Annotated in this window: 18 protein-coding genes; 10 read left to right on the forward strand and 8 right to left on the reverse strand. The window is 72.8% G+C overall.

Annotation, left to right across the window (positions count from 1 at the left end; all coding sequences use genetic code 11):
* The first annotated feature begins 11 nt into the window (after window positions 1–11).
* Window positions 12–791, forward strand: a complete 780-nt coding sequence (locus tag GA0070617_RS27020) for a hypothetical protein (RefSeq protein ID WP_139135777.1) — start codon at window positions 12–14, stop codon at window positions 789–791.
* A gap of 22 nt (window positions 792–813) precedes the next feature.
* Here GA0070617_RS27020 and GA0070617_RS27025 read toward each other — a convergent pair whose 3' ends face one another.
* On the reverse strand, window positions 814–1,317 hold the full coding sequence (locus GA0070617_RS27025; RefSeq protein WP_091444769.1) for a GNAT family N-acetyltransferase: 504 nt from the start codon (window positions 1,315–1,317) through the stop codon (window positions 814–816).
* A 206-nt stretch (window positions 1,318–1,523) separates the two neighbouring features.
* Between GA0070617_RS27025 and GA0070617_RS27030 the strand changes: the two genes are divergently transcribed.
* The 4 genes from GA0070617_RS27030 to GA0070617_RS27045 all read left to right on the forward strand — a co-directional run bounded on the left by GA0070617_RS27030 (window position 1,524) and on the right by GA0070617_RS27045 (window position 4,417).
* A complete protein-coding gene (locus tag GA0070617_RS27030) occupies window positions 1,524–2,501 on the forward strand; it encodes a methionine ABC transporter ATP-binding protein (protein ID WP_091444773.1) in 978 nt (325 codons plus the stop codon).
* Complete coding sequence (locus GA0070617_RS27035) at window positions 2,498–3,154, forward strand: methionine ABC transporter permease (protein ID WP_091444776.1); 657 nt, start codon at window positions 2,498–2,500, stop codon at window positions 3,152–3,154. The genes GA0070617_RS27030 and GA0070617_RS27035 overlap by 4 nt, the downstream gene beginning before the upstream one ends.
* Window positions 3,155–3,180: 26 nt before the next feature.
* Window positions 3,181–4,002, forward strand: coding sequence for a MetQ/NlpA family ABC transporter substrate-binding protein (locus GA0070617_RS27040; protein WP_091444779.1), 822 nt, complete (start codon window positions 3,181–3,183; stop codon window positions 4,000–4,002).
* Window positions 4,003–4,201: 199 nt separating this feature from the next.
* Window positions 4,202–4,417: a hypothetical protein gene (locus GA0070617_RS27045; protein WP_091444783.1), complete on the forward strand. Its 216-nt coding sequence runs from the start codon at window positions 4,202–4,204 to the stop codon at window positions 4,415–4,417.
* Window positions 4,418–4,420: 3 nt separating this feature from the next.
* On the opposite strand, the gene GA0070617_RS27050 is transcribed toward GA0070617_RS27045, so the two are convergent.
* The 4 genes from GA0070617_RS27050 to GA0070617_RS27065 form a co-directional block, all read right to left on the reverse strand.
* The gene (locus tag GA0070617_RS27050) at window positions 4,421–4,810 is read right to left on the reverse strand and encodes a DUF3263 domain-containing protein (RefSeq protein WP_091444787.1); all 390 of its coding nucleotides are present in this window, start codon (window positions 4,808–4,810) and stop codon (window positions 4,421–4,423) included.
* A gap of 154 nt (window positions 4,811–4,964) precedes the next feature.
* On the reverse strand, window positions 4,965–5,978 hold the full coding sequence (locus tag GA0070617_RS27055; protein WP_091447550.1) for an ABC transporter permease subunit: 1,014 nt from the start codon (window positions 5,976–5,978) through the stop codon (window positions 4,965–4,967).
* The gene (locus GA0070617_RS27060; protein ID WP_091444791.1) at window positions 5,975–6,967 is read right to left on the reverse strand and encodes an ATP-binding cassette domain-containing protein; all 993 of its coding nucleotides are present in this window, start codon (window positions 6,965–6,967) and stop codon (window positions 5,975–5,977) included. The genes GA0070617_RS27055 and GA0070617_RS27060 overlap by 4 nt, the downstream gene beginning before the upstream one ends.
* Before the next feature lie 154 nt (window positions 6,968–7,121).
* Complete coding sequence (locus GA0070617_RS27065; RefSeq protein WP_091444795.1) at window positions 7,122–7,907, reverse strand: DeoR/GlpR family DNA-binding transcription regulator; 786 nt, start codon at window positions 7,905–7,907, stop codon at window positions 7,122–7,124.
* Between the two features lie 199 nt (window positions 7,908–8,106).
* On the opposite strand from GA0070617_RS27065, the gene GA0070617_RS27070 reads away from it, so the two are divergent.
* On the forward strand, window positions 8,107–9,213 hold the full coding sequence (locus GA0070617_RS27070; RefSeq protein WP_091444797.1) for an ROK family protein: 1,107 nt from the start codon (window positions 8,107–8,109) through the stop codon (window positions 9,211–9,213).
* A complete protein-coding gene (gene nagA, locus GA0070617_RS27075; protein ID WP_091444799.1) occupies window positions 9,210–10,331 on the forward strand; it encodes an N-acetylglucosamine-6-phosphate deacetylase in 1,122 nt (373 codons plus the stop codon). The genes GA0070617_RS27070 and nagA overlap by 4 nt, the downstream gene beginning before the upstream one ends.
* Before the next feature lie 8 nt (window positions 10,332–10,339).
* Here nagA and GA0070617_RS27080 read toward each other — a convergent pair whose 3' ends face one another.
* The gene (locus GA0070617_RS27080) at window positions 10,340–11,551 is read right to left on the reverse strand and encodes a DUF4032 domain-containing protein (RefSeq protein ID WP_091444802.1); all 1,212 of its coding nucleotides are present in this window, start codon (window positions 11,549–11,551) and stop codon (window positions 10,340–10,342) included.
* Window positions 11,552–11,680: 129 nt separating this feature from the next.
* On the opposite strand from GA0070617_RS27080, the gene GA0070617_RS27085 reads away from it, so the two are divergent.
* Both GA0070617_RS27085 and GA0070617_RS27090 read left to right on the forward strand, forming a co-directional pair.
* Window positions 11,681–12,448 (forward strand): phosphatase PAP2 family protein, encoded by a 768-nt coding sequence (locus GA0070617_RS27085; protein ID WP_091444805.1) that lies wholly within the window; start codon window positions 11,681–11,683, stop codon window positions 12,446–12,448.
* Window positions 12,449–12,457: 9 nt separating this feature from the next.
* A complete protein-coding gene (locus tag GA0070617_RS27090; RefSeq protein WP_091444807.1) occupies window positions 12,458–13,708 on the forward strand; it encodes an APC family permease in 1,251 nt (416 codons plus the stop codon).
* A gap of 328 nt (window positions 13,709–14,036) precedes the next feature.
* On the opposite strand, the gene GA0070617_RS27100 is transcribed toward GA0070617_RS27090, so the two are convergent.
* Window positions 14,037–14,510, reverse strand: a complete 474-nt coding sequence (locus tag GA0070617_RS27100; RefSeq protein ID WP_091447553.1) for a hypothetical protein — start codon at window positions 14,508–14,510, stop codon at window positions 14,037–14,039.
* Between the two features lie 29 nt (window positions 14,511–14,539).
* The gene (locus GA0070617_RS27105) at window positions 14,540–16,372 is read right to left on the reverse strand and encodes a potassium channel family protein (RefSeq protein WP_091444814.1); all 1,833 of its coding nucleotides are present in this window, start codon (window positions 16,370–16,372) and stop codon (window positions 14,540–14,542) included.
* Window positions 16,373–16,482: 110 nt separating this feature from the next.
* Here GA0070617_RS27105 and GA0070617_RS27110 point away from each other — a divergent pair, with 110 nt between their 5' ends.
* On the forward strand, window positions 16,483–18,015 hold the full coding sequence (locus GA0070617_RS27110; protein ID WP_091444816.1) for a hydroxysqualene dehydroxylase: 1,533 nt from the start codon (window positions 16,483–16,485) through the stop codon (window positions 18,013–18,015).
* The last annotated feature ends 18 nt before the right edge of the window (window positions 18,016–18,033 follow it).

The following is an 18,033-nucleotide window of genomic DNA, read 5'->3' on the forward strand; positions in this document are numbered from 1 at the left end:
AAGCTCGCCTCGTGACGACCCAGGGAGGGCAGACGGGGCAGGTCATGCGTGACTCCACCCTGGTCACCCTGTCGGATGTTCCGGTCGATGCGGTCGAGCACGGCGGGGTGGGGTTCGACGACCTGGACGGCCTCGATCTCGGCTCACCCAGCCCAACTGACCTGCCGCTGTTCCTGCAGCAGCACGAGAACGAGAAGGCCCGTAAGCGGGCCACCGAACGTCGGCGCTACGCGCGGGTACGAGCTGCGCTCAAGGGCGAGGAAGCCGACCCGGCGGTGGCCCTACGCCGTACCCCTCGGGACGACACCGATCCGCAGGTCGTCACCGCACGGGCCGCCCTGCGACGGCACCTGGCCCGCAAGGAGGCCGCACGCGACGGCCAGGACCCCGATCCGGGTGCGGCGCTGCGCCGCAGACCCAACGGCGCAACGCCCGAACCGAGCGGCGTTCGCCGTCGTCAACGACGTGACGACGACGACCCGAAAGTGGTCGCCCGGCGGGCGACGATGCGACGACACTTCGCGCGCAAGCGAGCCGCACTCACCGGCGATCCACCCGACCCGGACATTGCCCTGCGCATCAAGCGGCGCGACGCTGGCGCCGGCCCGGCGTCCGCCCCGAGTACCGCCACCGCAGAGCGGCCGGAGAGCACCACGCCCGTCGCTCTCGCCGCCGCCCTCACCAGCCCCGGGCAGAACCGGACCGGCTCCCGGCCCGCCCCGGCCAGGCCCCCGCAGTCGGCTGCGACGCCGAGCGGCACGGTGGGTCGCCGGATGTCTGTCGGACGGTGAGGTTGGCGGCGGCGATCCGCATTCAGGGCTGCGGGGTGTCCAGGGAGATCTCGGCGTGCACCCGGTCGCCGTCCTCGCGGAGTTTCGCGCCGAGTTTGCGCAGCACCGCGAGGGCGTGGACGTTGTCCGGGGTGGTCTCGGCGACCACGGTGTGCATGCCGGCCGCCGCGGCGGCGTGGAGCAGCTCCCGTAGGGCTGCCGCGCCGAGGCCCTGACCGCGGGCCGAGCGGCCGAGCCACATCCCGGTCTCCACAGTCCCGGGCTCGTCCCGGCGGGCCATCCGGACCATGCCGACGACCTCACCGGCGGCGAGGATCGCGTACATCCGGGTGCGGGTGGGGCCGTCCAGGCCGCCGAAGCTGGCCCGGTGGAACTCGCGGAACGCGTCCCGGCGGGCCAACGACCAGCCGGCCGGGGCGGCCACCGGGGGCATGACGTCCTCGGGGTCGGCCTCGGCCGCCGCCACCGAGAGCAACGGCTCCAGGTTGCGCTCGTCCACCGGCTCCAGCCGTACCGCACCCGCCACGTGCCGCAGTCTGCCGCGCCGGGTCGCCGTCGTCCACCCCGACACCCACCGTCTGCCGGTACGGCGAGGGTGATACGGCCGGTCGGACCAGGCGTGTTCCACCTCACCCTCCGGTGGCAAAAGCCGATTCACGGATTAACCTACTAACCCGATAGGCATTATCGGAAGTCATGTCCGTTCCCGAAACACACCGACGAGGACCCCACGTGATCGAGTTGGACGGGCTGCGCCGGACGTACCGCGCCAAGGGGCGCCCGGTCGTCGCGGTCGACGGCGTCGACCTCGCCGTACGCGCCGGTGAGGTCTTCGGCGTGGTGGGCCGCAGCGGAGCTGGTAAGAGTACCCTCCTGCGCTGCGTCAACCTGCTGGAACGCCCCGATGAGGGCCGCGTCACGGTCGACGGGGTCGAGCTGACCGGGCTGGCCGGTGACCGGCTGCGCGCCGCCCGGCAGCGGATCGGCATGATCCACCAACACTTCGCACTGCTCAGCTCGCGTACCGCCGCCGGCAACGTGGCCTTCGCCCTGGAAGTGATGGGCGTGGGCCGGGCGGAACGGGCCCGTCGGGTGGCCGAACTGCTCGACCTGGTCGGGCTCGCCGACCGGGCCGACGCCTACCCGGCGCAGCTCTCCGGCGGGCAGAAGCAGCGGGTGGGCATCGCCCGCGCCCTCGCCGGCCGCCCCAAGGTGCTCCTCTCCGACGAGGCCACCTCGGCGCTCGACCCGGAGACCACCCGGTCGATCCTCGGCCTGCTGCGCGACCTCAACCAGCGCCTGGGCCTGACCATCCTGCTGATCACCCACGAGATGGACGTGGTGAAGCGGCTCTGCGACTCGGCCGCCGTCATGCGCGACGGGCGGATCACCGAGTCCGGCCGGGTCACCGAGCTGATCGCCCGACCCGGTTCGGAGCTGGCCGCCGAGGTGTTCCCGCTCGGCCCGCCGCCGGTCCTGCCGGACACCACGGTCGTCGACGTCACCGTCACCTCCGACGACCAGCCCTTCGTCGCCGACCTCGCCCGCCGGTACGACCTGGACGTACGGATCCTGGGCGGCGCGGTGGAGCAGCTCGCCGGTGGCCGGGCCGGACGGCTACGCCTGGCGCTGCCCGGCAACCCCGAACAGACCGCCCCCGCCGTGGCCCACCTGCGCGCCACCGGGCTGACCGTGGAGGTGCCGGCATGATCGCCCCGGACCTGGTCGAGCTGCTCTGGCAGGGGCTGCGCGAGACGGCGTACATGGTGGGGGTGGCGGCCCTGCTCGCGGCGCTCGGCGGGCTGCTGGTCGGCGTCGGACTGGTGCTCACCGATGCCGGCGGCCTGCTGGCCGCCCGGCCGGTGAACGTGCTGCTCGGCATCGTGGTCAACATCGGGCGTTCGCTGCCGTTCATCATCCTGCTGGTGGCGATCATCCCGTTCACCCGGGCGGTGGTCGGCACCACCATCGGCACCACCGCGGCGATCGTGCCGCTGACGGTCAGTGCGATCCCGTTCTACGCCCGGATCGTGGAGACCGCCCTGCGCGAGGTGGACCGGGACGTCGTCGCCGCCGCCCACGCGATGGGCGCCAACCGCCGGCAGATCGTCGGCAAGGTGCTGCTCCGCGAGGCCCGGCCGGGCCTGGTCGCCGGGCTCACCCTCACCGTGGTCGCGCTGATCGGCTACTCGGCGATGGCCGGGGTGATCGGCGGCGGCGGCCTCGGTGACCTCGCGCTGCGCTACGGCTACCAGCGTTTCGAGAACGACATCATGATCGCCACCGTGGTGCTGCTGGTGGCGTTCGTCCAACTCGTCCAGATGGTCGGCGACATCCTCGCCCGCCGCCTGGCCCACCGATAGACCAACTCCGAAGAAGGGCACCCATCGTGCGACGCCTCACCGCAGTACTCGCCGCGACCACGCTCGTCCTGGGCCTCGCCGCCTGCGGATCCGACGACTCCGACAGCAGCGCGGCGTCGCCGGACGCCCCGCTGAAGGTCGGCGTCAGCCCGGTGCCGCACGGCGAGATCCTCACCTACATCAAGGACAACCTGGCCGCCGGAGCCGGACTCAACCTGGAGATCGTCGAGTTCACCGACTACGTGCAGCCCAACCGCGCGCTCGAGGAGAAGCAGCTCGACGCCAACTACTTCCAGACCGTGCCGTACCTGGAGACCGAGAAGCAGGCCAAGGGCTACCAGTTCACCGCGCTCTCCCCGGTGCACATCGAACCGCTCGGCCTGTACTCGAAGAAGACCGAGACCCTCGCCGAGCTGCCGGAACGCGCGGTGGTGGCGATCCCGAACGACCCGACCAACTCCGGCCGGGCGCTCAACCTGCTCGCCCAGCACGGGGTCATCACCCTGCGCGACGGGGCCGGGACCTCCGCGACCCAGCGGGACGTCACCGACAACCCGAAGCAGCTCCAGTTCCGGGAGCTGGAGGCGGCCCAGCTGCCGCGCAGCCTGGACGACACCGACGCCTCGGTGATCAACGGCAACTACGCCATCGAGGCCGGGCTGAAGCCGGCCACCGACGCGCTCGCGCTGGAGAAGGCCGAGAACAACCCGAACGCCAACCTGGTGGTGGTCCGCGACGGCGACCAGGACGACCCGCGCGTGGTGAAGCTGGAGGAGCTGCTGCACTCCGCCGAGGTCAAGACGTTCATCGAGGGCAAGTACCAGGGCTCGGTGCTGCCCGCCTTCTGATCCAGAGCGGGAGGTCCGCCCGCTGCCGGGTATCCGCACCGGTGCCTGGGCACCCCGCCGCCCCTCGGACATCGGCCGCAGACGGGAAAGCCGCAACTATCGGCTGCCGATCGATGACGGAAGGTAACTTCAGTCTCGGTCGGCAGCCTCGCCGCGGTTCGGCGGGGAGCCAGTTCGTCGCGACGGGGGGAGAACGCAGATGCTGGAGCGGCTGCCCGAGTCCGGGTTCAAGGCCGAGCACGCGGACCTGGCGGGTTTCGTCAGCATCGGTCTCTCCTTCACCAGCTGGTTCCTGTCGAAGCACCTGGAGCGGGCCGGGGTCTCGCGGGCCGACCGCTGGGGCATCTTCATCGGCGAGTGGGCCCCGACGTTCTTCGCGATCGGCAACGGCCTACGCAGCTACGAGAAGCACTGACGGTCAACGACGCCGGTTGCGGGCCCGCGAGGAGCGCAACCGGCGCAGCCGGCCGATCAGCAGCGGCTCGGCCGCGAGCGCGGCCGGATTGTCCAGCAGCCCGTTGAGCAACTGGTAGTAACGGGTCGCGGAGAGGCCGAAGGAATCCCGGATCGCCTGCTCCTTCGCGCCGGCATGCCGCCACCACTGCTGTTCGAACGCGAGGATGCGCCGCTCCCGCTCGTTGAGCGCGGGGGCCGGCTCAGCGCCCGCCGAGGTCGAGGTCGCCTCGACGGTACGACCGGCAGTCTGCGCGACCTCGGCGCTGGCCGCGGGAACCTGCTCGGCGTCGGGGGCGGTGCGGGGTGGTGGGACGCTGACCCCGGTGGTCGGAGCGGCGTCGGGGGGCTGCATGGCGCTCCTCACGAGAGACGGGACCGGCCGGCACAGGCCACGCCAACCGGTGATGACCAGCGTAACCAGGGCAGACCCCGAACGCATCAGCCGGCACGGCGGGACGCCGCCAGGCGGTTCCCCGGTCGATCAGGGAACCGCCTGGCGCCAACTGTCAGGCGATGTCGCGCCGACGCATCGTCCACAGCGCCGCGCCGAGGATCACCACCAGGCCGACGGTGAACAGGACCGAGGAGTGCTGCCAGGTGACGTCGAAGGTGGCCGGCTCACACTCACCGGTATAGCTGGCACTGCACGCCTGCCAGTCCTGCAGGGTGACCTTCTGCTGCAGCCAGGCCACCGCGTACGTCGGCAGCAGCCACGCCTCGACGAACCGTACGTTGGCCATGGCGAGCAGGATGCCCAGGCCGGACTGGCCCACCACCACCAGCCCGATCGCCCCGCCGAGGGCCATCGCGGTGTGCCGGCCCAGCGAGGCCAGTCCGAATCCGCAGGCCGCCACGACCAGCACCAGCAGCAACGCGCGCAGCCCGGTCAGGGCGAACGACTGCCAGACCCCCGAGGTCATCTGCTCGGTGCTGCCCCGGAAGGTGGCGGTCAGCCACAACCCGGCGGTCCAGAGCAACGCGGTGGGCACGGTCACCGCCAGCACCCCGGTGAGCAGCGCCGCCAGCTTGGTGAGCAGTACGGTCAGCCGTCGCGGTCGCCACAGCAGCAGGTTCATCATGCCGCCGCTGCTCCACTCCGCCCCGACGAACGACGCCCCGACGGCGAACCCGACCATCGCCAGGATCCCGGTGAACGCCACCGCCAGTTCCTCGAAACTGCCGCGCAGGTCGAACGTGGCGGGCAGGAACCACTCCGTCTCGAAGCTCTCCCGGGGCGGTGCCTCGATGGCCGCGCAGTCCGGCGGGTACCGCTCGTCGTCGGCACCGCTGGCCCTGGCCCGCTCGCAGTCGGCGCGTTCCCGCTCGGCCCAGCGGACCTGCTCCTGGTAGTTCTGCTCCGCCTGTCGTTCGGCCCGCGCGAGCTGCTCCGCGCCGATCTTCTGGTTGGTGGCGAACAGCCCCACCACCACCGCGGCCAGCACCAGCAGGCCGAGCAGCGTCATATACCGGGTGAACCGCCGCTTGACCAGCCGGCGCAACTCCGTACGGTAGAGGCTCACGCGCCCCACCCTCCCCCCGCGCCGCCGACCTTCGTGGACTCGTCGACCTGCCGGTGCTGACCGGGAACCGGTGCCGTGGCGGTCAGTTCGAGGAAGACGCTCTCCAGGTCCACGGCGACCGGAGCCAGCTCGCTGACGTAGAGGCCCTGCTCGGCCAGGAGCCGGCTGACCATCGCCGGCTTGTCCACCCCGGCCAGCATCAGGTGGTCGGGGTGGCCGGTGACGGTGACTCCGGCGCGTACCAGGGTGTCGGTGGCGACGGGCAGGTCGCTGGCGGCCTCCAGGCGGACCCGGAGCGCGGCGGTGGAGTGCTGCGCCAGCACCTGCTCGACCGGGCCGAACGCGACCCGGCGGCCCAGCGAAATGATGGTGACCGAGTCGCAGATGAGCTGGATCTCGCCGAGGATGTGGCTGGAGAGCACCACCGTCATCCCGGACTCGGCGAGGTTGCGGGTCAGGGTCCGCATCTCCCGGATGCCGCCGGGGTCGAGGCCGTTGGCGGGCTCGTCGAGGATCAGCAGCTTCGGGTTCTTGAGCAGTGCCGAGGCGACCGCGAGGCGCTGCTTCATGCCCAGCGAGTACGTCTTGACCCGCTCGCCGGCGCGGTCGCGCAGCCCGACCAGTTCCAGCACCTCGTCGACCCGCTGCTGCGGCACCTCGCCCGCGCCGGCCAGCAGCGACAGGGTGTCCCGGGCGGTGAAGTGCGCGAAGAACTGCGGGCTCTCCACGATCGCGCCGACCTGGCCGGCGACCGCGGCCAGCGCCGCCGGCACCTCGTGGCCGAGGATGCCCATCCGGCCGCCGTCGGGGCGGATCAACCCGAGCAGGGTACGCAGCGTGGTGGTCTTGCCCGACCCGTTGGGCCCCAGGAAGCCGTGCACCTGGCCCGCCTCGACCCGCATGTCGAAGCCGTCGAGCGCGTGGCGGGTGCCGCGTCGACGACTTCGGTACGTCTTACGGAGTCCCTCTATCTCCAGGACAGCCGGCAAGGCTGCACCTCCCCCGATCAAGCGTTGGTGACGACGGACACCATACGCGGTATGCAGGTGATGGCAATACTCGGTATGCATCGGCGCGTCGGGGAGGAGTGAGCAAGGTACCCGGCTCTACCGAAAGCGTTAAGAAGGGGCCCTTCCTTAACGGTCAGGCGCAGATTACGGTTACGCCGGCGGCGCGGAAGCTCTCCACCAGCTCCGGGGCCGCGCCGGCGTCGGTGATCAGGGTCTCCACCCGGTCGACGGGGCAGATCCGGGCGAACGCGTGACCGCCCAGTTTGGACGAGTCGGCGATGATCACGACGCGCTTGGCCCGGGCCACCATGAGGTTGTTCATCGCCGCCTCGCCCTCGTGGTGGGCGGCGGCGCCGAGCTGCGGGTCGATCGCGTCCACCCCGAGCAGGGCGACGTCCAGGGTCACCTCCCGCAGCAGCGCCCCGCCCAGCGGGCCGACCAGCTCGAAGGACTTGGGCCGGACCACCCCGCCGGCCACCACCACCTTCATCCGGGAGCGGACCAGCAGCTCGTTGGCGATGTTCAGGGCGTTGGTGACCACGGTCAGCTGGGCGCCCTCGGCACTGGTGTTCAGGTCGGGGCGGACGGCCAGCGCCCGGGCCACCTCGGTGCTGGTGGTGCCGCCGTTGAGGCCGACCACGGTGCCGGGGGAGACCAGCGCGGCGGCGGCGGCCCCGATCCGCTGCTTCTCGGCGGAGTGCTTGGCGGTCTTGTACCGCAGCGGCAGGTCGTACGAGACGCCGTTGGCCACCGCCCCACCCCGGGTACGCGTGATCATCTGCTGCTGGCCGAGCTGGTCGAAGTCCCGCCGGATGGTGGCCTGGGAGACGTCCAGCCGCTCGGCGGCCTCCTCGACGCTCACCCGACCGTTCTCGGTAAGCATCTCCAGCAGGGCGTTCCATCTGGCGTAGCGGTCCACCCCGGGGCCTCCCAGTGACGGCGCGTTCGGTGATTGCTCGCGTGCACAGTAGTGCGCGAAACTAGCCGGGTGCAAAACCCTGACCTGCGCGATCGGTCTCCCGGTTGCCACGGTCACCCCACTTCGCGCAGAATAACGCGCGAAAGACGGTGGTATTGAACCGTATTGCGCACTACCTCCGTGATGAGGAGAGTCCCTGATGGCGTACGCCGCCGGCCGGCCCGAGGACGTCGTCGTCGCGCTCGACGTGGGCGGCACCGGGATGAAGTGCGCCCTGGTCCGCCCGGACGGCACCGCCGTGCACACCGAACGACACCCCACCGACGCCGGGCGCGGCCCCGACGCGGTGATCACCACCATCCTGGACGTCGCCGAGGCGCTGGCCCACCGGGCCCGGGCCGGCGGGTTCACCCCGGTCGCGGTCGGCCTCGCCGTCCCTGGGGTGGTGGACTCCGCCCGGGGGGTCGCGGTCTGGTCGGCGAACGTCGGCTTCCGGGACGTACCCCTGCGGGAGCTGGCGGAGAAGCGGCTCGGACTGCCCGCCGCGCTCGGCCACGACGTGCGGGTGGGCGCCCTGGCCGAGGCCCGGCTCGGGGCCGGCCGCGACGCCGGGCACGTGCTCTTCGTCGCGGTGGGCACCGGCATCGCGGGCGCGCACGTGGTCGACGGGACGGCCGCCACCGGCGCGCACGGCGCCGCCGGGGAGATCGGCCACATCCTGGTACGTCCCGACGGCCCGCCCTGCGGCTGCGGGCGCGTCGGCTGTCTGGAGGCGATCGCCTCGGCCGCCGCCATCGCCCGCCGGTACGCGCAGCTCTCCGCCCCGAACGGGGCGGACGATCCGGCACGGACGGCCGGCGCGGCGGCACTGCCCGGGGCGAGCGAACCGACCGGCGCGGCGGGCCGGCCCGCGGTGAGCACCGCCGAGGTGGCCGCGCGGGCCGCCGCCGGCGAGGAGCTGGCCGGGTGGGTCTGGCGGGAGGCGGTCGAGGCGCTCGCCGACGGCCTGGCCACCGGGCAGGCGCTGCTCGACGTGCGGACCATCGTGCTCGGCGGCGGCCTGGCCCGCGCCGGCGACCAGCTCTTCACGCCGTTGCGCGCGGCACTGCGGGACCGGCTGACCTTCCACCGGGAGCCGCACCTGGTGCCGGCCGCTTTGGGCGACCAGGCCGGCTGCCTCGGCGCGGCCCTGCATGCCCTGGACGCCCTGCACGCCGGCGGGCCGGCCGGCTCGTCCGCCGGGGCCGGCGACACCCTCGACACCGAGCAGACCAGACCCAGCGACGACAGACAGGAGCCCTTATGACCCTGCGGGTGAACGGCAAGGTGGTGACTCCGACCGGGGTGATCCGGCAGGGGTGCGTGGAGATCGACGGAGACCGGGTCACGGCGGTCGCCGAGTACCCGTCGGCGCGCGACGGGCACTGGATCCTCCCCGGCTTCGTGGACATGCACACCCACGGCGGTGGCGGGCACACCTTCACCACCGGCGACGCCGACTCCGCCCGCCAGGCAGCGGGGTTCCACCTGCGCCACGGCACCACCACCCTGCTGGCCAGCCTGGTCAGCGCGCCGTTCGAGCAGCTGCGGGCGGCGACCGTGGCGTACGCGCCGCTGGTCGACGAGCAGGTGCTGGCCGGCATCCACTTCGAGGGCCCGTACCTGTCGGGTGAGCGGTGCGGGGCGCAGAACCCCGAGTACCTGCGCGACCCGTCCACCGAGGAGCTGGCCGAGCTGATCGAGCTGGGCGCCGGCGCGGTCCGGATGGTCACCCTCGCCCCGGAACGCGAGGGGGCGCTGGCCGCGATCAGCCTGCTCACCGGGCACCGGGTGGTCGCCGCGATCGGGCACACCGACGCCACGTACGAGCAGACCCGGACGGCGGTGGCGGCCGGGGCGAGCGTCGGCACCCACCTGTTCAACGGGATGCGCCCGATCCACCACCGTGACCCCGGCCCGGTGACGGCGCTGCTGGAGGCGCCGCACGTGGTCTGCGAGCTGATCCCCGACGGGGTGCACCTGCACGACGCCACGCTGACCTTCGCCACCTCGGTCGCCGGCCCGGAGCGGACCGCCCTGGTCACCGACGCGATGGCCGCCGCCGGCATGCCCGACGGCAGCTACGAGCTGGGCGGCCAGGCGGTCACCGTCGTCGACGGCACCGCCCGGCTCGCCGGGGCGGGGGCCGGAGCCGGGGCGATCGCGGGCAGCACGCTGACCATGGCCGGTGCCCTGCGGCACGCCGTCGCCGCCGGGCTGCCCATGGTCGACGTGGCCCGGATGGTGGCCACCACCCCGGCCCGGGCGATCGGCCTCGGCGACCGGGTGGGCGCCCTCCAGGCGGGGCTGCGTGCCGACCTGGTGGTGCTGGACGACAACCTGGACGTGGTACGGGTGATGCGGGCCGGCGCCTGGGTGGACTGAGCGCCGGCTCAGCCCGTGCCGGTGAGGTCGACGCCGAGCACCGCCTGCTCGTCGGGGCGGTGCACCAGCACGTCGGCCAGGAAGCCCTGCACCGCCGGGGCCATCCCCACGTCCCGGCCGGCCTGCTCCGACAGCAGCCACTTGTGCTCGATGATCTGCGCGAAGAGTTCCTGCGGCTCCAGCTTGCGGCGCAGATGCGTGGGCACCGCCCGGACCACCGGCTCGAAGACCTCGGTCAGCCACCGGTGGGCGGCCTGCTGCTCGTCGATCGGGTCACTCTCGGCGCGGTAGGCGTCCAGGTTGTTCAGCAGCTTGCGGGCCTGGTTCTCCTCCGCGTCGAGGCCGGTCAGCCGGAGCAGCCGCCGGGTGTGGTAGCCGGCGTCGACCACCTTCGGCCGGACCAGGTACCGCCCGTCGTCGATTGTCGACATCGCCACCTCGGCGACGTCGAACCCCAGCTCGTTGAGGCGACGGATCCGCCCCTCGATGTCGTGCCGGGCCTCCCGCTCGATCCGCTGCTCGTAGGTGATCTCGTGCCAGAGCCGCTCGTAGCGTCGGACGACCTCCTCGCAGACCACCTCCGGGTCGATCGACTCGTGCAGCAGCCCGGCGGCCTGCAGGTCCAACGCCTCGCCGAAGATGTTGACCCGGGCGATCTCCAGGTCCTCGCCACGCTGGCCGTTGGAGAGCGACCGGTGCAGCGCCCCGGTCTCCGCATCCACCAGGTACGCGGCGAACGCCCCGGCGTCCCGGCGGAACAGCGTGTTGGACAGCGAGCAGTCACCCCAGAAGAAACCGGTCAGGTGCATCCGGACGATCAGCGCGGCGAGCGCGTCGAGCAGCCGGCCCATCGTCTCCGGGCGCAGCGTGTGCGAGAAGAGCGCCCGGTACGGCAGGGAGAACTGCAGGTGCCGGGTGATCAGCACCGGGTCCAGCGGCTCGCCTTCGTCGGTCTGCCGGTCCGCCACGATGGCGATCGCCTCGACCGAGGGGAAGTCGATCCGTTCCAACGCCCGCAGCAGGTCGTACTCCCGCTCGGCGACCCGCTCGCCGGTCTCCTTCACGGCGTAGACGTACTCGCCGAGCCGGACGAACCGGACGATGTGCCGGGAGATGCCCTGCGGCAGCGCGACCAGGTGCTGCGCAGGCCACTGCTCCAACGGCGTCGACCACGGCAGGTCGAGCAGCGCCGGGTCCACGAGGGCTGAGGTGATCCGCACGCAGACCAGTTTGACGGCTGACCGCAGACATCGCCCTCAATCGTGGTTCGGCACACAGCCACGCACCCGGTCACCGCCCGACCCCGCCGCCCGGCACCGCCCACCGACCGGGGTCGGTAGCGTGGTCGGGTGCGAGACACCCCGACGGTACGACCCGGAGCCCGGCTGCGCCCGGTCCGCCCGGCCGGGTGGTGGTTCGACGTACTCCTGCTCGTCGGGTTCGTGGCGATCACCGTGGCGCTCGCCAACGGCCTGCTGTTCGGGCTGGACCGGGCGGTCGACCAGTGGGCCGCCGGGCACCGGCCGCCGGCCGCCTTCCACACCGCGGTGGTCTTCAACTACCTGGGGCAGGGTGGCCCGTTGACGCTGCTCGGGGCGGGGCTGGCGGTGCTGTTGGCGGTCCGGCTCCGCTCGGTGCGCCCGCTGCTGGTGCCGGTCGCCGCGTTCGCGCTCACCACGTTCACCATCGGCCCGCTGAAGGTCTGGACGGCCCGCCCCGCGCCGAGCGCCAGCGTCAAGGAGCCGTACCTGCCGGTCGAGCGGACCCTGCCGCTCTTCGCCGACGACCTACCGGTGCGGTTCGCCCAGTCGTACCCGTCCGGGCACGTGGCCAACGCGATCGTCTGGTACGGCGTGCTGGCGCTGCTGCTCGCCCCGCTGCTGGCCACCCTCGGCCGGCGGATGCCGCCCCGACTGGTGCTGGCGTTGCGGATCGGGCCCCCGGTGGTGGTCCTGTTCACCACCACCTACCTGGGCTGGCACTGGCTTACCGACTCGGTCGCCGGGCTGCTGCTCGGGCTGCTGCTGGACCGGCTACTGCACCGGGTGCCCTGGGACGACCTGCCGCTGCCCGGGCGGTTACGGAAATTCGACCGCCCGTTCACCACCGCGCCGTAGCCTGCCTCCGTGACACAGTTGGCCCGCCGGTTGGGCGTACCCGACGCGGTGGTCGTCGGGTTGGGGGCGATGCTCGGCGCGGGCGTCTTCGTGGTCTTCGCCCCGGCCGCCGCCTCCGCCGGGGCGGCCGGGCTGCTGGTCGCGCTGGTCCTGGCCGGTGTCGTCGCGTTCTGCAACGCCACCAGCTCGGCCCGGTTGGCCGCCCGCTACCCGGAGTCCGGCGGCACCTACGTGTACGGGCGGGAGCGGCTGAACCCGTACGCCGGTTTCCTGGCCGGTTGGGGGTTCGTGGTCGGCAAGACGGCCAGCTGCGCGGCGATGGCGCTGACCATCGGGGTGTACCTCTGGCCGGGGCGGGCCCGGCTGGTCGCGGTCGGGGCGGTCCTGGTGGTGACCGGGGTGAACCTGCGCGGCATCGGCCGGACGGCGGCGGTCACCCGCATCCTGGTCGCGCTCACCCTGGGCGTGCTGGCCACCGTGGCGGTGGTCGGGCTGACCGGCGGCGACTTCGGCGCGGACCGCCTCGGCGACCTCGGCGGCACCGGCGTGCGCGGCGTGCTCACCGCCGCCGGGCTGCTCTTCTTCGCCTTCGCCGGGTACGCCCGGATCGCCACCCTCGGCGAGGAGGTCCGCGACCCGGAACGGACCATCCCCCGGGCGGTGCCGCTGGCGCTGGCGCTGGTCCTGGTGATCTACCTGGTCCTGGCGGTGGTGGCACTCGGGGTGCTGGGCGTCGACCGGCTCGCCGGGTCCGCCGCCCCGCTGGCCGAGGTGGTCGGCGTCGCCGGGTTGCCCGGTCTGGCCTGGCTGGTCCGGGTCGGGGCCACGGTCGCGGTGACCGGGGTGCTGCTCTCGCTGCTCGCCGGGGTGTCCCGGACCCTGCTGGCGATGGCCCGCCGCCGCGACCTGCCCGGGGCGCTGGCCGCCGTGCACCCGCGCCACCGGGTCCCGCACCGCGCCGAGCTGACGGTGGCCGCGGTGGTGATCGTGGTGGTGGCCCTCGGTGACGTCCGGGGCGCGATCGGCTTCTCCGCCTGCACGGTGCTGGTCTACTACGCGATCACGAACGCCGCGGCGCTGACCCTGGGCCGCGATCCGGCCCGGCGGCTGCCGGTGCGACTGCTCGCCGTGTCGGGGCTGGTCGGCTGCCTGGTGCTGGCGGTCAACCTACCGCCGGTCAGCGTGCTCGCCGGCTTCGGCGTGCTCGCCCTCGGCACCGCCTGGTACGCCCTCACCCGTCACGCCGTCTCCCGGGGGTGACCGGTGCCGGCGTAGGTCAACCAGGCCACCCGCCGGCTGTCATCGACGAGATACCAGATCCGGCCGCCGCCGGTCACCTCGTACTGCCAACGCTCGCATACCTCGCCCTTCCAGAGGCCCGAGCCCAGTGAGCCCTTCAGGCGGTGGTGCCGATCGGGAGAGACCCTGGATCGGGGATCCGTCCTGATTGTCTCGAATGCCCGCCGGAGGTTCGTCGGTGCCTGGCGAGCCAGTTGCTCCCACCCTTCGGCCGCAGCCGCACTGGCGAAACGCAACTCGAACTCGTTCCCGACGGCCGGCGGGGCGGCCCGGTCTCCCCGCTTGGGACTCACTGACGGCCCTCCGGCACGGGCACCGGTCCGAGGTCGCCGTCAGACTCCCGGGTGACCAGCTCAAGCAGGGTCGGATCGGCGTAGACCTCGGCGGTGTGTCGCCACTGGGTCAGCAGCACCGCGACCGGGTTGAGCGTCTCCAACGAAGCTGCACCCTGCGCCACCGCGATCAGCTCGTTGAGCAGTTGATCCACGTCCTCGGCAGGCAGGAACGCCACCCACGGGAGGGCCTCACCCAGTACCCGACGGACCACCTCGTGCGACTCCGAACGCACCAGCCCGGCCAGCAGCCGCGAGGTGAAATCGATGACTACCGCGTCGCGCTCAAGCTGGTCGGCGTGGGTGAGGGCAAGATCGCTGGCGTCCCGCCGCCGGAGCCGTAGCGCACGGACCGACTGGAGCCGGTCGGCGGCAGCCGCCGGCCGATGCAGGAACTCACTGAAGGGAAGTTCCTCATACGCCGCCGTCATGACCTCCACACTACCGTGGAAGTCGCTCGTCACGGAGCTTCCGGACGAGTTCGGTCGGGGCCCGGGGTGCGGGGTGCGGGTGGGGTGGAGGGAGTCGGCGGGAGCACCGGCGGGGGTGGAGAGGTCTGCCGCAGCAGCCAGCTCAGCCCGGCCCGGCGGGCCACCACGGTCAGCCGGTCCCCCGCGTTGATCACCATCCGGGCGTCGGGTGACCAGTCCACGCCGGACTGGCCGACCTGACCGGCCGGGGTGTGACCGATGAGGCGTACCCCCTCGGGTTGGTCGACCTCGGCCAGCGGGGCCCCGTCGAGCGCGGCACCGGCAGCCACCGGCACCTCGGCGACGACCAGCACGTGCCGCTCCAGCGGGATGGTGGCGATCACCACCCGGTTCAGCAGGGCACCGGTGAACGAGGGCGCGGCCAGGTAGGAGACGCTGCGGGAGATGCCGATGTCGAAGGCGCTGGAGATGCGTTCGGCGAAGTCGTCGTCGAAGAGGCGCAGCACCACCCGCAGGTCGTCGTTGACCGCCCGGCCGTTCAGCGCGGCCTGCAGGTTGGCCACGTCGTCGGTGGAGACCACCACCAGCGCCTGGCAGGTCTGCACCCAGGCCGCGCGCAGGGTCTCCTCCAGCGCCGCGTCCCCCTCGATCAGCGGCACCCCGAGCCGGCGGGCCAGAGCGGCACCCCGGGCCTCCGGGTCCTTGTCGATCGCCACCACCTCGACGCCGAAGTCCCTGAGCTGGGCCATCACCCGGGTGCCGACGTTGCCCAACCCCACCACCACCACGTGGCCCGAGCGTTCCGCCTCGGCCCGCCCGGCGTGCAGGGCCAGCCGGGCGTTGACGATCCCGTCGACCACCACGGCGGTGATCAGCGGGATCAGCGCCAGTCCGGCCAGGTTCAGCACCACCTGCATGATCTGCGCGGCGGCGTCCTTGCCGGTGTCCGGGTCGGCGCCGCTGAGCGTGGTGACCAGGGTCAGGTAGAGCGCCTCGCCGGGCGACACCTCCTCGGCCCGGGAGATCAGGTAACCGAGCAGCGCGATGACGCCCAGCACCGCGATGGTGGCGATGCCGAGCTTGCGGCTGGCGAAGCTGCGCAGCGCCCGTACCGTCATCAGCAGCGGCCGGCGACGGCGGGCCGCGACCAGCCGACGGGCGGCCAGCTCGGTGCCGGTCGGCTGGCCGGTCGCCTCGGCCAGCACCACGTCCGCGGTGGACTCGTCGGCGGGCAGCACCCGGACGAACCGGGGGTCACGCATGTCGGCCACCCCGCACACCACGTCCTCCGGCCGGACGTCGGCCCGCCGGGCCACCTGCAGGGTGCGCCCCTGGTGCCGGAAGTACGTCGGGGCGACCTCACCGAGCGCGGCGGCCACGAACGCCGGGGCGGCCATCGACGCGTCGGAGAGGACCGCCGAGGAGGGGAAGAGCTGCCGTACACCGCCGGCCAACCGGGTGTTGAACATCCGCAGGACCAGCCGGACCTCCGGGTCGACGGCCTGGGCACAGTACGCGGCGTGGATGTTGCCCACGTCGTCCTGGTGCAGCAGGGCCAACCCGTCCGCGCCGACCAGCCCGGCCCGACGGAACGTCTCCTCGTCCAACCGGTCGGCCCTGACGATCCGGATGCCCCGTACCGAGCGGATGTCCGGGCCGTCGGAGCCGCCCCGCTGCGTCACGACCACAGTGACCCGGACGGTGCCGGCCCGCAGCTCGGTGGCGAGCAGCTGCTTGACCACGTGGTACGCCAACGCGTCCTGGCCGCAGACCACGTAGTGCGGGCGGGGGTCGCCGTTACCCCGCCGCCGCCACCCCGACTCGACCGCCCGGCGGGCGAGATCCCGCAACGGCTCCGACATGCGCCGCATCCTAACCCGAAGGAAGGGCCCCCTATTAACGCATTCGGATGTACAAGGGACCCTTCCTAACGCGTGCGGCAGACTGGAGATCCAACAGCGGGAAGGTGCACATGACACTGTCGCAGCAGCTCGGGCGGCTCATCGGGGTACGCGAACACCAGGTCGACCCGGGTGGCGGCGGCCCGCGCCGGGTCCGGCACCCGGTCGAGGCGGTGGTGGTCGGCGGCGGTATCGCCGGCATGTCGGCGGCGGTGGTGCTCGCCGAACGCGGCGTACGGGTGACCGTGTTGGAGGCCGCGCCGACCCTCGGCGGGCGACTCGGCGCGTGGCCGGAGACGCTTGCCGACGGCACCCGCCAGATGAACGAGCACGGCTTCCACGCCTTCTTCCGGCAGTACTACAACTGGCGGTCGATCCTGCGTCGGATCGATCCCGGACTGGGTTTCCTCAAGCCGATCCCGGGCTACCCGATCCTGAGTGCGCAGTGGCCGACCGAGGAGTTCGGCAAGTTGCCGCCCGCCCCGCCGCTGAACCTGCTCAGCCTGCTGGCCCGCAGCCCCAGCCTGCGCCTGGGCGATCTGCGGCAGATGGACCGGGACGCCGCGTTGCCGTTGCTCACCTACGATCCGGTGCGCACGTACGCGGAGCTGGACGGCACCACGGCCGAGGAGCTGCTCGACTCGTTGAAGTTGCCGGACCGGGCCCGGGCGATGCTCTTCGAGGTCTTCTCGCACTCGTTCTTCAACCACGAGGCGCAGATGTCGGCCGCCGAGATGGTCGCCCAGTTCCACTTCTACCTGCTCGGCAACTCCGAGGGGCTGGCCTTCGACTGCCCGGACGAGGACTACGCCACGGCGATCTGGCAGCCGTTGACCCGGCACGTCGAACGGCACGGCGGACAGGTGCTCACCGGCTCGGCCGTGACCGCGCTGCGTCGCGACGGTGACCGGTGGCAGGTGGAGAGCGCCGACGGCACGACGTACCCGGCCGGGCACGTGGTGCTCGCGGTCGACCCGCCGGCCCTGGCCGCGCTGGTCAAGGCCTCCCCCGGGCTGGCCGACCAGGCACCCGGGCTGGTGGAGCGGATGCCCGCGTTCGGCACCCCCGGTCCGCCGTACGCGGTGGCCCGGTACTGGCTGGAGGGGGACGTCTCGCAGCGGCGGGCGGTGTTCAACGGGGTGTCCCGGCAGGCCACCCTGGACTCGGTGACCCTGTACCACCGGCTGGAGAACGAGCCGCGCATCTGGGCCCAGCGCACCGGCGGGTCCGTGGTCGAGCTGCACGCGTACGCCTGCGAGCCCGGGGTGCCGGCCGAGGAGCTGGCCGAACGGATGCGGGCGGAGCTGGGCGTCCTCTGGCCGGAGTTCGCCGGCCTGCGGGTCCGCGAACTGCGGGCCCGGGTGGAGGCGCAGGCCCCCGCCTTCACGCCGAACAGCCACGCCACCCGCCCCGGGGTACGCACCGACGCCGACGGCCTCTATCTGGCCGGCGACGGCATCGCCACGGATTTCCCCAGCGCGTTGATGGAGCGGTCCGCGGCGACCGGGATCATCGCGGCGAACCGCATCCTGCGGGCCGAGGGCGGCGCGGCCGAGCCGGTCCGCTCGATCCGCCCGCGCGGCCTGCTCGCCGGCCGCAGCTGAGCGGGGCACCCCCTCGGC

Source organism: Micromonospora yangpuensis, assembly GCF_900091615.1.
Classification (GTDB): Bacteria; Actinomycetota; Actinomycetes; order Mycobacteriales; family Micromonosporaceae; genus Micromonospora; species Micromonospora yangpuensis.

Excerpts from the sequence above, each read along its gene's own strand:
- GA0070617_RS27035 (WP_091444776.1), top strand. The coding sequence starts at position 2,498 with ATGATCGCCCCGGACCTGGTCGAGCTGCTCTGGCAGGGGCTGCGCGAG.
- GA0070617_RS27045 (WP_091444783.1), top strand. The coding sequence starts at position 4,202 with ATGCTGGAGCGGCTGCCCGAGTCCGGGTTCAAGGCCGAGCACGCGGAC.
- GA0070617_RS27050 (WP_091444787.1), bottom strand. The coding sequence starts at position 4,810 with ATGCAGCCCCCCGACGCCGCTCCGACCACCGGGGTCAGCGTCCCACCA.
- GA0070617_RS27070 (WP_091444797.1), top strand. The coding sequence starts at position 8,107 with ATGGCGTACGCCGCCGGCCGGCCCGAGGACGTCGTCGTCGCGCTCGAC.
- nagA (WP_091444799.1), top strand. The coding sequence starts at position 9,210 with ATGACCCTGCGGGTGAACGGCAAGGTGGTGACTCCGACCGGGGTGATC.
- GA0070617_RS27100 (WP_091447553.1), bottom strand. The coding sequence starts at position 14,510 with ATGACGGCGGCGTATGAGGAACTTCCCTTCAGTGAGTTCCTGCATCGG.
- GA0070617_RS27105 (WP_091444814.1), bottom strand. The coding sequence starts at position 16,372 with ATGTCGGAGCCGTTGCGGGATCTCGCCCGCCGGGCGGTCGAGTCGGGG.
- GA0070617_RS27110 (WP_091444816.1), top strand. The coding sequence starts at position 16,483 with ATGACACTGTCGCAGCAGCTCGGGCGGCTCATCGGGGTACGCGAACAC.